17 protein-coding genes and 1 tRNA gene are annotated in these 14,568 nt (G+C 60.4%); 15 read left to right on the top strand and 3 right to left on the bottom strand.

Annotated elements, in window-relative coordinates; all coding sequences use genetic code 11:
- The first annotated feature begins 5 nt into the window (after positions 1-5).
- From crcB to OU694_RS03050, 12 genes are all read left to right on the top strand, one after another.
- The gene (gene crcB / locus OU694_RS02995) at positions 6-383 is read left to right on the top strand and encodes a fluoride efflux transporter CrcB (RefSeq protein WP_308909504.1); all 378 of its coding nucleotides are present in this window, start codon (positions 6-8) and stop codon (positions 381-383) included.
- A complete protein-coding gene (locus tag OU694_RS03000; RefSeq protein ID WP_308909505.1) occupies positions 380-1,366 on the top strand; it encodes an RluA family pseudouridine synthase in 987 nt (328 codons plus the stop codon). The genes crcB and OU694_RS03000 overlap by 4 nt, the downstream gene beginning before the upstream one ends.
- A gap of 4 nt (positions 1,367-1,370) precedes the next feature.
- Entirely contained in the window at positions 1,371-2,069 is a 699-nt protein-coding gene (locus OU694_RS03005) for an HAD-IA family hydrolase (protein WP_308909506.1), read from the top strand.
- Positions 2,050-2,499: a hypothetical protein gene (locus tag OU694_RS03010; protein ID WP_308909507.1), complete on the top strand. Its 450-nt coding sequence runs from the start codon at positions 2,050-2,052 to the stop codon at positions 2,497-2,499. The genes OU694_RS03005 and OU694_RS03010 overlap by 20 nt, the downstream gene beginning before the upstream one ends.
- Complete coding sequence (locus tag OU694_RS03015) at positions 2,496-3,185, top strand: ATP12 family chaperone protein (protein WP_308909508.1); 690 nt, start codon at positions 2,496-2,498, stop codon at positions 3,183-3,185. Before OU694_RS03010 ends, OU694_RS03015 begins: the two co-directional genes overlap by 4 nt.
- 127 nt (positions 3,186-3,312) lie before the next feature.
- Positions 3,313-4,845, top strand: a complete 1,533-nt coding sequence (locus tag OU694_RS03020) for an acyl-CoA carboxylase subunit beta (RefSeq protein ID WP_308909509.1) — start codon at positions 3,313-3,315, stop codon at positions 4,843-4,845.
- A 10-nt stretch (positions 4,846-4,855) separates the two neighbouring features.
- Positions 4,856-5,089 (top strand): hypothetical protein, encoded by a 234-nt coding sequence (locus tag OU694_RS03025; RefSeq protein ID WP_308909510.1) that lies wholly within the window; start codon positions 4,856-4,858, stop codon positions 5,087-5,089.
- Between the two features lie 22 nt (positions 5,090-5,111).
- Positions 5,112-7,097, top strand: coding sequence for an acetyl-CoA carboxylase biotin carboxylase subunit (locus tag OU694_RS03030; protein ID WP_308909511.1), 1,986 nt, complete (start codon positions 5,112-5,114; stop codon positions 7,095-7,097).
- A 173-nt stretch (positions 7,098-7,270) separates the two neighbouring features.
- A complete protein-coding gene (locus tag OU694_RS03035) occupies positions 7,271-8,053 on the top strand; it encodes an acyltransferase (protein WP_308909512.1) in 783 nt (260 codons plus the stop codon).
- Positions 8,054-8,086: 33 nt separating this feature from the next.
- A complete protein-coding gene (locus tag OU694_RS03040) occupies positions 8,087-8,881 on the top strand; it encodes a sulfotransferase family protein (RefSeq protein ID WP_308909513.1) in 795 nt (264 codons plus the stop codon).
- Between the two features lie 18 nt (positions 8,882-8,899).
- Positions 8,900-9,184, top strand: coding sequence for an acylphosphatase (locus tag OU694_RS03045; RefSeq protein ID WP_308909514.1), 285 nt, complete (start codon positions 8,900-8,902; stop codon positions 9,182-9,184).
- A 10-nt stretch (positions 9,185-9,194) separates the two neighbouring features.
- Positions 9,195-9,617 (top strand): GFA family protein, encoded by a 423-nt coding sequence (locus OU694_RS03050; RefSeq protein ID WP_308909515.1) that lies wholly within the window; start codon positions 9,195-9,197, stop codon positions 9,615-9,617.
- Here OU694_RS03050 and OU694_RS03055 read toward each other — a convergent pair whose 3' ends face one another.
- Together OU694_RS03055 and lipB are read right to left on the bottom strand one after the other, a co-directional pair.
- Positions 9,618-10,760, bottom strand: a complete 1,143-nt coding sequence (locus OU694_RS03055; protein WP_308909516.1) for an FkbM family methyltransferase — start codon at positions 10,758-10,760, stop codon at positions 9,618-9,620.
- An 18-nt stretch (positions 10,761-10,778) separates the two neighbouring features.
- On the bottom strand, positions 10,779-11,540 hold the full coding sequence (gene lipB, locus OU694_RS03060) for a lipoyl(octanoyl) transferase LipB (protein ID WP_308909517.1): 762 nt from the start codon (positions 11,538-11,540) through the stop codon (positions 10,779-10,781).
- 161 nt (positions 11,541-11,701) lie between these two features.
- On the opposite strand from lipB, the gene OU694_RS03065 reads away from it, so the two are divergent.
- From OU694_RS03065 to OU694_RS03075, 3 genes are all read left to right on the top strand, one after another.
- The gene (locus OU694_RS03065; protein WP_289505530.1) at positions 11,702-11,938 is read left to right on the top strand and encodes a FliM/FliN family flagellar motor switch protein; all 237 of its coding nucleotides are present in this window, start codon (positions 11,702-11,704) and stop codon (positions 11,936-11,938) included.
- 100 nt (positions 11,939-12,038) lie between these two features.
- A tRNA-Leu gene (locus OU694_RS03070) sits at positions 12,039-12,125 on the top strand.
- A 139-nt stretch (positions 12,126-12,264) separates the two neighbouring features.
- Positions 12,265-12,942, top strand: a complete 678-nt coding sequence (locus tag OU694_RS03075) for an SDR family oxidoreductase (RefSeq protein WP_308909518.1) — start codon at positions 12,265-12,267, stop codon at positions 12,940-12,942.
- A 46-nt stretch (positions 12,943-12,988) separates the two neighbouring features.
- Here the strand turns inward: OU694_RS03075 and OU694_RS03080 are convergent, their stop codons facing one another.
- Positions 12,989-14,557: a DHA2 family efflux MFS transporter permease subunit gene (locus OU694_RS03080; protein WP_308909519.1), complete on the bottom strand. Its 1,569-nt coding sequence runs from the start codon at positions 14,555-14,557 to the stop codon at positions 12,989-12,991.
- Between the last annotated feature and the right edge of the window lie 11 nt (positions 14,558-14,568).

Below are 14,568 nucleotides of genomic sequence, written 5' to 3' on the forward strand. Positions count from 1 at the left end.
TGGGTATGCAATCGGTTCTGGCAATTGCAGCAGGGGGAGCGCTTGGCGCCGTTGCTCGGCATTATGTCGGCGGCTATGTGATGCGCCTGACCGGCATGGGCTTTCCCTTCGGCACGATGACTGTGAATATCCTTGGCTCCTTCCTCATGGGCGTGCTCATCGAACTGTTGGCTGTCAAACTGAATGCGAGCCCCGTATTTCGTGCCTTCTTTGCCGTCGGGGTGCTTGGCGGCTTCACCACCTTTTCAACCTTTTCGCTGGAGACGGCGCTCCTGATCGAGCGCGGCGCCATGATGCAGGCCGCCCTTTATGTGGGTGGCTCGGTCATTCTGGGCGTCGGTGCGCTGTTTGCCGGTCTCGCGCTTGTACGGGGGCTTGCTTGAACGCTGTCCAGAATATTTCCGTCGCCCAAGAGGACGACGGCATCCGCATTGACCGCTGGTTCCAGCGGCATTTCCCCGATATCGGCTTCGGCGCGCTGAACAAGATGATGCGCAAGGGCGAAGTGCGCCTCGATGGCAAGCGGGTGAAGGGCAACGAGCGCGTGGCCGCGGGCCAGACCGTCCGTGTGCCGCCTTATCAGGCTGCCGTGGCCGACGACAAACCCGCCAAACCGCAAGGCCTGCGCCTGAGCGACGACGAGATCCGCGAGATCCAGTCGTGGGTCATTTACAAGGATTCCGACGTTATCGTGATCAACAAGCCAGCCGGCTTGCCGACGCAGGGCGGCACCGGTGTGACGCGACATCTGGATGGCATGCTGGATGCCCTGATGTTCGAGAAGGAATCCCGGCCGAAACTCGTTCACCGGCTGGACAAGGATACGTCCGGCGCACTGCTCCTCGCCCGTTCCACGTCCGTTGCCGCGTCGCTCGCCGAAGCCTTCGCAAGCCGGGTGACGGACAAGCGCTACTGGGCGCTGGTGGTGGGTACGCCAAGGCAGTATCAGGGCCGCATCAAGCTGATGATGGACAAGGGGCCGGGTAGGGCCGGGGCTGGCGAACGCATGATTGTCACGCCGGATGGCAAAAGGTCGGTCACCGATTATCAGGTGGTGGACAAGGCCGCCGGTCGGGCCTCATGGCTGACGCTGAAGCCGTTGACCGGCCGCACCCACCAGCTGCGCCTGCATTGCTCTGAAATGGGCCATCCTATTGTGGGAGACGGCAAATATGGCGGCACCGAAGCCTATCTTTCGGGCGCCATTTCCCGGAAGCTGCATCTGCACAGCTATATGATCCGCTTCCCGCACCCGAGGGGCGGGATGGTGGAAGTGACAGCCCCGCTGCCGCCCCATATGGACGAAAGCTTCCGCATGCTGGGCTTCGACCCCGCGACCTACGAAGACCCCGAATTTGAGGATTGATCCTGTGAGCGGCGCGAACCGGCTGGTGATTTTTGATTGCGACGGCACGCTCGCTGACGGCGAGCATCTGATTGCCGAAGCAATGACCCTGATGTTCGACCGCGAAGGCCTCGTGGCCCCAACGCGCGCCGCCGTGCAGCGGGTCATCGGCCTGTCGCTGGCTGACGCTATGGCGGTGCTGGTGCCGGAAGCGGAAGCACGCGAGCATGAGCGGCTGGCGCAGTCCTACAAGGAGGCATTCCTTGCCATGCGGAAGGCGCGTGGCAATCCGGTGGAGCCCTTGTATCCGGGCGTGATTGAAGCGCTCGAAGCTCTGAGTGACGCCAACTTCCTGCTGGCGGTTGCCACTGGCAAATCCTTGCGCGGGCTGCAGCGCGTGCTGGCGGCCCACGATATCGGGCACCATTTCATCAGCCTGCAGACAGCAGATCATCATCCCTCCAAACCGCATCCTTCGATGATCCAGACAGCGATGGTGGATGCGGGTGCGGTGCCCGAGACCACGCTGATGATCGGCGACACCAGCTATGACATGGCGATGGCGCGGTCTGCCGGGGCTTTTGGCATTGGCGTTACCTGGGGCTATCATGGAGCGGATGAGCTGACCGCCGCCGGGGCGCAGCACCTGATCGACGATTTTTCGGCGCTTGTGCCGCTGGCGCACCGCCTGACGGAGATGACCCATGACCAACCCGCAGCATGACGACATGAAGAACGATGCCCTGCGCCCGCGCGCGGGCTTCCTCGTTTGCGCTGCTGTTGCCGCAGGCGGGGCCGTTGCCACCTATCTGAACGAAGACGCGATCATCGAGAAAAGCGGTGACATGGCGTTTGTCGTACTGCTGGCGATCCTTGTGATGATCAGCCTGGTGTTCGTCCTTTTCTACCGCGTGCCGTCGCTTGGAAACCGGCTGCTGGGCCAGTCGGCGGTACTGGATGCGGGGCAGAAGGAAAAGAAGGGGGCGATGTCCACCTTCACCAGTCCCTTCAATGTGGAAACCGGCGTGCATGAAAAGCGGCAGGCCACGGCCCGCAAGTCGGCGCGCGCCACCCGCAAGTCGGTGGCTGCCACTACCCGCGCCATGCAGGCCGAGCGCAAGGCGAAAGATCAGGATAAAGAGGGCGGCGCATGAAGCGTTTCTACAAGGCAGTCGCGGTTGAGGCAGGCGAAGGCGGTTTCACGATTGCGCTTGATGGCCACATCGTGAAGACCCCGGCGAAGGCAACGCTCGTGATGCCCACGGAGACCCTCGCCGAGGCCGTTGCGGCCGAATGGGCCGCGCAGGAAGAAACGGTGAAGCCGGATGCGATGCCGCTGACCCGCCTTGCCAACACCGCGCTCGACCGTGTGGCGCTGCGGATGGAGGAAGTGGCGGCAGAGGTGGTCGCCTTCGGGGGATCCGACCTTCTGTGCTACCGCGCTGACGAGCCCGAAGAGCTGGTGGCGCGGCAGGCCGCCGTTTGGACACCCTATCTGGATTGGGCACGGGATGCGCTCGGCGCCCCTCTGATTGTGACAAGCGGCATCATGCCGGTGCTGCAGCCCGAGGCGAGCCTTGTGGCCCTGCGGGCTGAGGTCGCGGCCCTTGACGCCCACCGGTTGACCGCGCTTCACGGCCTGACGAACGGTTTCGGCTCGCTTGTCCTCGCCCTTGCCCGTATCAAGGGCTTCGCGGGCGTTGATGCGCTGTGGGAAGCCGCCCGGCTTGATGAGACCTATCAGGAAGAACAATGGGGCGTTGACGAAGAGGCCGCCAGGTTCGTGGCCCTTAAAAAAGCCGATGTTGATGCAGCTGACCGGCTGCTTGCATGCCTTTGAGGTGAAGAATACCATTGCCACGCTTTGGGCTGGCGCCACTGGCGATAAGCCGATATGAATTTCATCGCTTGTTGAAGATACTGTTCAGCAGATTGGCGGGAAACCGCACGAGGGGAGTGAAGGGTCCATGAAGCATATTCTGGAGAAACTGGAAGCCAAGCGTCAGGAGGCCCGGCTCGGCGGCGGCGCTGTGCGGATCGAAGCGCAGCATGCGCGCGGCAAGCTGACGGCGCGCGAGCGGATCGACGTGCTTCTCGATCAGGGCAGCTTCGAAGAATATGACATGTTCGTCGAGCACCGCTCCACGGACTTCGGCATGGCCGAACAGAAATTCGCGGGCGACGGCGTGGTCACGGGCTCCGGCACCATCAATGGCCGCCTTGTGTTCGTGTTCAGCCAGGATTTCACCGTTTTCGGCGGCTCTCTTTCCGAAACCCATGCCCAGAAGATCTGCAAGGTCATGGACATGGCCATGAAGGTGGGGGCACCTGTCATTGGCCTCAACGATTCCGGCGGTGCGCGCATTCAGGAAGGCGTGGCTGCCCTTGGCGGCTATGCCGACGTGTTCCAGAAAAATGTTCTGGCCTCGGGTGTGGTGCCGCAAATCTCGATGATCATGGGGCCGTGCGCAGGCGGGGCGGTTTATAGCCCGGCAATGACCGACTTCATCTTCATGGTACGGGATACGAGCTATATGTTCGTCACCGGCCCCGATGTGGTGAAAACCGTGACGAACGAGATCGTCACACAGGAAGAACTGGGTGGGGCTTCAACCCACACGACGAAATCGTCGGTCGCCGACAAGGCGTTCGACAATGATGTCGAGGCGCTTGTCCAGCTCCGTCGCTTCTTCGATTTCCTGCCGCTCAACAACCGCGAAAAGCCGCCGGTGCGTCCGTCGTTTGATAACGCGCTTCGGATTGAAAAGTCGCTTGATAACATCATCCCGTCGAACCCGAACAAGCCTTATGACATGCATGAGGTGATCGAGAAGATCGTCGACGAGGGCGACTTTTTTGAACTGCAGCCGAAGCATGCGGGCAATATCCTGATTGGTCTCGCGCGGATCGATGGCGAAACCGTGGGTATCGTTGCGAACCAGCCGATGGTGCTGGCGGGCTGTCTTGATATCGACAGTTCCAAGAAAGCCGCGCGCTTTGTGCGCTTCTGCGACTGTTTCAATATCCCGATCATCACGCTTGTTGATGTGCCCGGCTTCCTGCCCGGCACGGCGCAGGAATATGGCGGCATCATCAAGCACGGCGCCAAGCTGCTGTTCGCTTACGGCGAAGCGACCGTGCCGAAAATCACCGTCATCACACGCAAGGCCTATGGCGGTGCCTATGACGTGATGGCGTCAAAGCACCTGCGCGGCGACCTCAACTACGCCTGGCCGACCGCCGAGATTGCCGTGATGGGCGCCAAGGGCGCTGTGGAAATCCTGTACCGTAAGGACAAGGACGACCCGGCCAAGATCGCCGAGCATACCAAGAATTACGAGGATCTGTTCGCCAACCCGTTCGTGGCGGCCCAGCGCGGCTTCATTGACGAGGTGATCATGCCGCATTCGACCCGCAAGCGGATCGCGATGGGGCTGAAGAAGCTGGCGAACAAGCAGCTCGAAAACCCGTGGAAGAAGCACGATAACATCCCGCTTTGAGGAGGGGCCGATGGCTTCGCCGCTGCCGAAGGACGTTGAACAGTCGATTGCGGGCAATGCCCTGCGCGCCGAGGTGCGCTCGGTGGCCTTCATGGCTTTTGTCCTTGGCATTGCGGTCGGTTTCGGCATCGGGGCAGCTGTCTTTGCAGATAGTGGCGCCCGTTATTATTTCGTGGCCGGGGCTTTGGTCATCGGCCTCCTGTGGTTTCTCGCCGCCCGCGCCCGGCGCGGCAAACCGAATTGATTGAGGGTTAGGGGTTTCACGCATGTTCAAGAAGATACTGATCGCCAACCGTGGGGAAATCGCCTGCCGGGTCATCAAGACGGCCCGCCGCATGGGCATCAAGACGGTGGCTGTTTATTCGGAAGCCGACCGTGACGCGCTGCATGTGGAAATGGCGGATGAGGCCGTGTTCATCGGCGCGCCTGCTGCCGCTGAAAGTTATCTCGTGGCCGAGAAAATCCTGAAGGCCGCCAAGGATACGGGTGCTGAGGCGATCCATCCGGGCTACGGCTTCCTTTCCGAGCGTGCGGGCTTCGTGAAAGCGGTGCAGGAGGCGGGTCTCGCCTTCATCGGGCCGGACCCCAAGGCCATTGATGCCATGGGCGACAAGATCACGTCCAAAAAGCTCGCCGCTGAGGCTGGTGTCTCCACCGTGCCCGGTCACATGGGAATCATCAAGGACGCCGACGAAGCCGCGAAGATTTCGGCCGGGATCGGCTTCCCCGTCATGCTGAAGGCCTCGGCTGGCGGCGGCGGCAAGGGCATGCGGATCGCCTATAGCGAGACCGAGGCCCGCGAAGGCTTTATCTCGGCGCAGAACGAGGCGCGCTCGTCCTTCGGCGACGACCGCGTTTTCATCGAGAAATTCGTTGAAGAGCCGCGCCATATTGAAATCCAGGTGCTGGGCGACAAGCATGGCAATGTGATTTATCTGGGCGAGCGGGAATGTTCGATCCAGCGCCGCCACCAGAAAGTGGTGGAGGAAGCCCCTTCGCCCTTCCTTGACGAAGCAACCCGCAAGGCGATGGGCGAGCAGGCCGTGGCACTGTCGAAAGCCGTGGACTATTGCAGCGCCGGCACGGTCGAATTCATCGTCGACAAGAACCGCAATTTCTATTTCCTGGAAATGAACACCCGCCTGCAGGTGGAGCATCCGGTGACCGAAGAAATCACCGGGATCGACCTTGTGGAGCAAATGATACGCGTGGCGAACGGCGAAAAGCTGAAGCTCACTCAGGCCGATGTGAAACTCAAGGGCTGGGCCATCGAGACGCGCGTTTACGCCGAAGATCCGCTCCGGGGCTTCCTGCCCTCGATCGGGCGCCTGACCCGTTATCTGCCGCCGAAGGAAGGCGACCATGTGCGGGTCGACACGGGCGTTTATGAAGGTGCCGAGATTTCGATGTTCTACGATCCGATGATCGCCAAGCTCGTCACCATGGCGCCGACGCGGGATCAGGCAATTGCCCACCAGCGGCGTGCGCTCGACGAATATTACATCCGGGGTATCGCCCACAACATCCCGTTCCTCGCGTCCCTGATGGCGCATCCGCGCTTCCAATCCGGCAATATGACGACCGGCTTCATCGCTGAGGAATATCCCGATGGCTTCACGGGCGGCGCGATCACCGATGAGGTGCGCGAGGCGATGGTGGTGACGGCCCTTTTCATGAACGCGGTTGAAAAATCCCGCGATACACAGGTTGGTGGCCAGATCGCCATGCCCATGGGGCCGCAGGAGATCAATTGGGTTGTCAGCATTGACGGCGACGATGTGGCAGCCAACATCCTGCCGATGGCCGACCATGCCGAGGTGCTCCTGGGTGCCAAGCGTATCCCGGTCCGCAGCGACTGGGTGCCGGGGGAGCCGATCTTCCGCGGCACCATCGGCGAGGTGGATTACGCGATGGAAATCGACCGACTGCCGCTTGGTTACCGGCTGACGACCGACGGCGTAAGCCGCGACTTGCGCGTGCTCACTGAACGCGCCGCCGCCCTTCACGCCCTGATGCCTGAAAAGCCGGAGCCCGATACCTCAAAATTCCTCCTCTGCCCCATGCCGGGCCTTGTGGTGGCGGTGAATGTGGAGGCAGGTGATGAGGTGAAGGCGGGACAGGCGCTTGCCACCGTTGAAGCCATGAAAATGGAGAACATCCTGCGTGCGGCCAAGGATGCGACGGTCAAATCGGTGAAAGCGAAGGCGGGCGACAGCCTCGCCGTCGACGCCGTGATCATCGAGTTTGAATAAGGGGATGGGCGCTCTTGGTGGTTTGCCTCTGTTCCAAAATCCCTTTGGCAGCACACGTTGGGGGCGGGGCACATCAGCGACTGCTTATTGTAAAGATCTGGGTCCCGGACTAAAAGCGGTAGTTCAACGGACCTGCGCCATGAAGCGCCGCTTTTAAGTACGCCGAACAATCTATGGATATCCTTGGACAAAATCTGGCTTTGCTCGCAGAGATTGGTTTCCCTGGCGGTCTTAAAGGATATAGCGATGTCCTTGGGAACGAGCCATTGGAGCGGATCCCCTTCGCAGACTTACCTGATGGCTGCGTGACAGGGAGTTTTGACGACAGCAATTTCGTTTATACGTTCGGATCCTTAAAAAATCAGCAGAAGTTCAAGATCGGCCGCCATGGTCCCGCGTCGCCAGCGGTAAACTGCCACCTTGTGTTGCTTTCAGATGCAGGCAGCATGAAGATGCTGGTGGCAGGTGGTCATGCCCGGCTCTTCATCGGTGCCCGTACGAAAGCAAGCCTGGACCTGCGCATGTGGCGCTATCCGACGGTGGTAATTGGCGATGATACCACCATCAATGCCGCCCGGATCGTTGCAGATAAATCGGCTGTACTGATCGGAAAGGATTGTCTTTTTTCGGACAGCATTCTGATCCAGTCGAACGATCAGCACGGGATAATCGATATGAAGACGGGGGAGCTGCGTAATAAGCACCGACGCAGGACTGTGATTGGGGATCATGTGTGGGTCGGGCGACGCAGCATTGTCATGCCGGATGTGACTATCGGGCATGGTGCGATTGTGGCAACGGCAGCGGTTGTCACCGCCGATGTGCCGCCATTCGGCGTGGCGGGAGGTGTGCCGGCACGGCTGATTGGAGAGGACACCAGCTGGACGCGCGAGCCTTCTCGTCGCAATGATCGGGAACAGGCTTTCTTCAATGCCCATTACCCGACAAAGGAATAAGCGACATTCAAGTGCAGGCCGTAAGAGTAAAACATGACGGACAAGGTTGAAAACTCTCTGACAAGTGGGCAGCGGAAGCAATACTCGTTATCGATCGAGGAAATGCGAGGCATGCGACTGGAGAAACTCTTCAGTCCACGCGACTACAATGCCCATATTTCAATCTCTATGAAGCACCGGTATGTCTATTTTCCAGTGGCTAAGGTGGCGACTACTTCGTTGATGAAGGCGCTGCAAATTTATGAAGTCGGCAATCTGCCACAGGGGCTGGTGACGCAGCATCCGCGCGCCGAATATTCAAGCTGGATCAAACCCTACCAGCTGACCCCTGATATGCTGGACGATATTTTCTCGGCACCCGACTATTTCAAGTTCACTTTTGTGCGCAACCCATATGTCCGGCTTGTGTCGGCATGGAAAGACAAGATCAATGGTAATAGCAAGGAAAAGTCACTGATCCTGAAGCTGATGGGGATGCCCCCCCAGGAAATCGAAGTGCCGATTTCCTTCGGGCAATTCGTGAAGGCTATCGCGGATCAACCCTTGCACAAGATGGACCGGCACTGGCGACCACAGGCTCTTTGCTGCATGGCGCTTTGGGTGCAGCACGATTTCATCGGCAAGATGGAAAATTTCGATGCGGATATCGCTCATGTTTCCGAGCGGATCGGTTTCGATATCAGCGCCACGTTCAACAACGGAACACAGGTTCACAGAACTGGTGCCAGCGAAACTTGGCGGAAAGAATATACGCCGGAGCTGAAAGGCATTGTTGCCAGGCTCTATGCCGAAGACTTTGCCCGCTTCGGCTACGATACGGAACTCTGATAGGTAAAGGGGTTCATTATGCAGGGCAGGATCGCCATCAAGGTCCGTATCCATGGCAAGGTCCAGGGTGTCTGGTATCGTGGCTGGACTGAGGGGGAAGCAAACCGGCTTGGTCTGCACGGCTGGGTCAGGAACCGCATCGATGGCACGGTGGAGGCATTGTTTGTGGGGAACGATACCCAGATCGAAACCATGCTGGCGCTGTGCCACGAAGGTCCGCCGGCCGCGCGGGTTGAAAAGGTCGTCACCGAGCCGGCGCAGGGGATTGCACCGGCACGCTTCGATGTGAAGCCGACTGTGTGAGGAGGCGGTGATGGTTCTTCATGGCGGCTGCCGGTGCGGGAATATTCATCTCGCCCTGAGCACAGATAGAGAAGTTGCGGCCTTCACCCCGCGTGCCTGCGACTGCGACTTCTGCATGGAACGTGGTGCAGCCTGGATGTCGGACCCTGCGGGATCCCTGCATCTGCAGGTGAAAGACCAGTCAGCGCTCGATCTGCAGCGGCAAGGCTCCGAAAGCGCAGATTTCTGGGTATGCAGGGCATGCGGCACGCTCGTATGCGTGACGACCGAACTGGGTGGCAAGCGATATGCCGCCCTCAACGCGCAGATAATGGCGGACCGGGATGCCTTTCAGGCAGCCGTACCTGCTTCACCGAAGCGTCTGGCGGCAGAGGAAAAGCAGGCACGCTGGACCAAGCTCTGGATCGGCCGGGTAAGTGTCCGATTTGGCTGATCAGTCGGGCAGACAATAGAGGACGGTTTCGAGCCACGGGCTGTTGGAATGATGTCCGACTTCAAAGCGGTAGTCCGGCAACAGTTCGATCAGTCTCTCTGGCAGCGTCACGATCTGCTCCGGGCCATGATAGATGCTGATGGCGAGGCGTGGCATGTCGGCGAGCAGCGTATTCCTGGCACCCTCGATCACCATCGGTTCCGCACCTTCGACATCCAGCTTAATAAAGTCAACTTTGCCGGGCGCATGGGTAGTGCAGTAGCTGTCGATTGACGTCGCCTCTATGATCTTGCCGCCAGTGCCGCCTTCGACCACACGGCTGCTGGCCAGATTGGCCGGATTCACAAGGAAATTAAGGTTGGTATCGGTGCGCCACAGGGCTTTGGGAACTTGTGTATACCGGCCCCTTTCGATCTCGGCGGCGAGGTCCGTATGGACCTGCAGGTGGGCGGACTGTGCAGCAATGGCGTCCGATGCGGGTTCGAAAGTGACGATCCTGCCGTGGGCAGGCATGGCTCGCAGCATGGCGCGGGTGACAAGCCCCAAATTGCCTCCGCCTTCAAGCACGAGCGATGTCTGGGCGAAATCTCCATATTCAAAATAATGCTGGCGAACATAGGCATCGTCTTTGCCGTATGTCTTGTCCATGAAAGCATAAAAGTCGGCATGGCGCTGATGCAAGTCCGCCCCCGCTGCGAAACGCAGCCGGGTTAGGAAGCTGTAAATCCTCCGGGATCGCTCACTTGCAAGGCGTGGCAGGATTGCGTTGGCGCGCGCGATGAGGTCATCAGCATTTTCGGGGACTGTCTCAACAGGGCGAAAGACCAGCATGATGCCATCGAGGACACGAGCGCACACACCGAGACCTTGCAAATGGTGGCCGATTTCCCGCGCATATTGGTTTGCGATGACGATGGTGTCTGTCTCGATTAGATGCTGTGCATGGTCGGCGATGTTATAAAGCTGCGCGCCGGCCATCAGGCCGCCCGCAAAGCTTGTCAGATAGCCCTTGAAATGCTCGACCGGGCGACCTTCTGCTTCAAGGCTGTTCTTCAGCGACGCGGCTGCTGCGCCCGCCCCATAGATATAATATGGTCCCTCGGGTATGTCGGCAGTGGTGCGGATGAAGCTGGAGAGGGGCATACGGGGACGGCTACCTGATCAGAGCTTGAACACGGGATGGGTGTCTTCGATGGCGGCGACGGGAGCGGTCTTTTCCGGCGCATCGCCCATCGGCGGCAAGCGGGTGCCGTCCATCCCGAAAAGCGCTTCGAACTGTTCGCGCAGCGCCACGTCCACATCATCCATGGTAACGGGCAGGCCAAGGTCGGTCAGGCTTGTCACACCGTGTTCGGCGATGCCGCAGGGGATGATCCCACCGAAGTGGGAAAGATCGGGCTCCACATTGATGGCGATGCCATGGAAGGTGACCCACTGGCGCACGCGCACACCGATGGCGGCGATCTTGTCCTCGCGGCCTTGGCCGCGCTCCACCCACACGCCGACGCGCCCTTCGCGCCGTTCGCCCTTCACATTGAAGCTGGCGAGCGTGCCGATGATCAGTTCCTCGAGGCCGTGCACGAAGCGGCGCACATCCTTGCCGCGCTTCGTGAGGTCCAGCATGAAGTAAACCACCCGTTGGCCGGGGCCGTGGTAGGTATATTGCCCGCCGCGGCCGGCGTCATAAACGGGGAAACGGTCAGGGTCGATCAGGTCGGACGGGTCAGCACTGGTGCCGGCGGTGTAAAGTGGTGGATGCTCGACAAGCCAGACAAGCTCGCCTGCGGTGCCTTGCCTGATGGCCCTGACGCGGGCTTCCATGAAGGCGAGGGCATCCGGATAGTCCACAAGGCCGTCGGCGATGAGCCATTCGGTTTCGGGCAGCGGCATCGCTTCATAGGGGAGGGCGGCGTTCTGGGGCATCTTTATCTGTCCTTCTCTCGTGCGCTTCTTTTAGCCGCCTCGCGGGTTTGCGCAAAGGCCGTTGGCAAATATCTTGCATTTTCTGTGGCGCGTGAGTGTCTTATGATATTTATTGCCGTATGGCCCGCTTTCAATAGGGCCCCGGTTCCGGGAGAAAACGCGTGAGCGCCGTCAATCGAGTCGCCGTAGAGATCAGTGTCGTGCTTGGCCGCACCTATATGCCGGTTCGCCAGCTTCTGAAGATGGGGCGGGGTGCGGTGATCGACCTTGACGCCAAGCACGAGGACGAATGCTGGGTCTATGCGAACGGTGAACTGGTGGCCCGCGGCGAGATCATCATCATCGGCGACAAGATCGGTATCACGATCACCCGGATGATGAGCGAACTGCAGGTCTGATCGCCGCAGCTTTCCGCCGTTTTTGTCTCTATCTCAAAAAAATGCAAAATAGGGCTTGCTGACCCTGAAACAAATTGGTAGCTAAGCCCCCGTTCCGGTCGCGGTCGTGGCGGAATTGGTAGACGCGCAGCGTTGAGGTCGCTGTGGGGTAACACCCGTGGAAGTTCGAGTCTTCTCGACCGCACCAATCTCCCGAAAGGGAGAACGGAAAAAAGGGTCCCGATCATCGGGGCCCTTTTTCGTTTTTGGGTGCGCAGCGGGTGGACAAGGCGATTGGCCTCCTGTTCAATGCCGCCAGTATTGTTGCCTTTCGGGAGGGGAAAATCATGCAGGATAAAGTGATCGCTGTAACCGGTGCTGCGGGTGCGCTCGGGCGTGCCGTGTGCGACAAGCTCGCGGGGCTTGGCGCCAGCGTCGTCGGGATCGATCTTGCGCGCCTTACATCCGGCGGCGCCATCGTCACGGCTTGCGGCGGGGTGGACCTGACGAATACCGAAGCCGTGAACTCGGCCTTCGCCAAGATCGCAGCCGTACACCCGACCCTCGATGGCCTTGTAAATGTGGCGGGCGGCTTTGCGTGGGAGACGGTGGCGGACGGCTCCGACGAGACATGGGACCGGCTTTACCGCATGAATGTGCGCACGGCCCTTCTGGCATCGAAGGCAGCCTTGCCAACCCTGCGCCGTCCCGGTGGCAGCGTGGTCAATATCGGCGCTGCGGCCTCGCAGAAGGCAGATATGGGAATGGGGGGCTATGCAGCATCCAAGGCTGGCGTGTCGCGCCTCACCGAAAGCCTCGCAGCGGAATTGAAAGACGCCGGCGTGCGGGTGAATGCGGTGCTGCCATCGATCATCGATACACCGGCCAACCGCAAGGACATGCCGGACGCCGATTTCAGCCGCTGGGTTACACCCGATGCGCTGGCGGATGCGATTGCGTTCCTCTTGTCCGATGCCGCGCGTGCGGTGACCGGCGCGTTGCTGCCAGTCACCGGCCGGGTCTGACCAGTCATATCAAGCCCGCGAGGCGCCTGAGCGGCGCGTCACACATCTAATGCCCGCCGGTCGGCCGTTGCAGCGGCCCTTTGGGCTTGGGCATCAACCAGATCGCGGCGGCTGTGACCACGATGATGAGGCCGATGACGAAGAAAAGCTCGTTGGTTGCCACCATCACGCTCTGGCTTTGAACCATACTGTCGAGCGTTGCACGGGCCTGTTCGTAGCTCATGCCGGTTGAGGTGAGCTGCTCAATGGCGGCGGCCGGATCATTCAGCGTTTCGACCATATCCACCTTGTTGCGCGTGCCGCCATTCTGCCACGCCGTCGTGACGATGGCGGTGGCAAAGGCAACCGCAGAGGTTCGCACGAAGCCAAGCATGCCGGCGGCGGCAGGCACTTCGTGCGGCTTCACCGTCTGCATGGAAACCGACGTCAGCGGCACGAAGAAGAAGGGCATGCCAAGGCCCACGAGCATCTGCACGAAGGCGATCTGCTCGAACGTCATATTCTGCGCGAATCCGGCGCGCAGGAGCGTGCAGACGGCGAGGACACTGAGCCCGTAGCTCATCATCAGCCGGGGGTCGAGCCTTGACATCAGCATCGCAGCAATGGGTGCCATGAAGAGCGCAAGCGCCCCGTTGAAGGCCATGATCTCGCCCGCGAGCGTTGCCGTGTAGCCCATATTGAGCTGCAGCCACAGGGGCACCAGCACGATGGAGGCAAAATAGCAGCCGAAGGTTATGCCCATGGCTGCGCAGGCGATGGAGAAGGCTGGATATCGGAAGATGCGCAGATCCACGATCGGATGTTCTTCCCCAAGCTCCCAAATCACGAACAGCACGAAGCCGATGACCGCGATGACGGCGAAGCTGACAATGAGCGGCGAGGCGAACCAGTCATGCGTTTCGCCGTTATCCAGCATCATCTGCATGGCGCCGACCCAAACGATGAGAAGAGCAAGCCCGATGAAATCCACACGCATCTTTCTGATCGGCGTTTCGCGGACGGAAAGGAGGTTCCAGGCGAAAATGGCGCAAACGATGCCGATGGGCACGTTGATATAGAAGGCCCAGGGCCAGCCCACGCTGTCGGCGATATGGCCACCCACGAGCGGTCCGCAGATGGGCGCTAGGATCGTCGTCATGGTCCAGAGCCCGATTGTGAGGTTCTGCCGCTTGGGCGGGCTGATCCGCATCAGCAGGATCTGCGACATGGGCATCAGGGGCCCGCCTGTCAGGCCCTGCAGGATGCGGAAGGCGACAAGCATCTGGATCGACTGGGAAAAGCCGCATAGGGCGGAAGCAAGCGCGAACAGGACGGCAGATGTGCAGAAAACCCGCACGGCGCCGAACCGGTTGGCGAGCCAGCCGGAAAGCGGCACCATGATCGCCTCGGCGACGGCATAGGAGGTGATGACCCATGTGCCTTCATGCGAGGAAACCGCAAGGCCGCTCGCGATGTGCGGCACCGCCACGTTGACGATGGTCATGTCCAGCACCGCCATGAAGTTGGCAAGTGCGAGGACGAAGACGGCACCGGCAAGGGCCGCACCCCGCATCACCACGCTGGGCGGTTCGACGACGGCCTTTGTTTCAGGCGTGGTGGCGTTGGCGGCGCTCATGCTGGTGCGCC

The organism is Pseudokordiimonas caeni (assembly GCF_026719705.1).
Taxonomy (GTDB): Bacteria; Pseudomonadota; Alphaproteobacteria; order Sphingomonadales; family Kordiimonadaceae; genus Gimibacter; species Gimibacter caeni.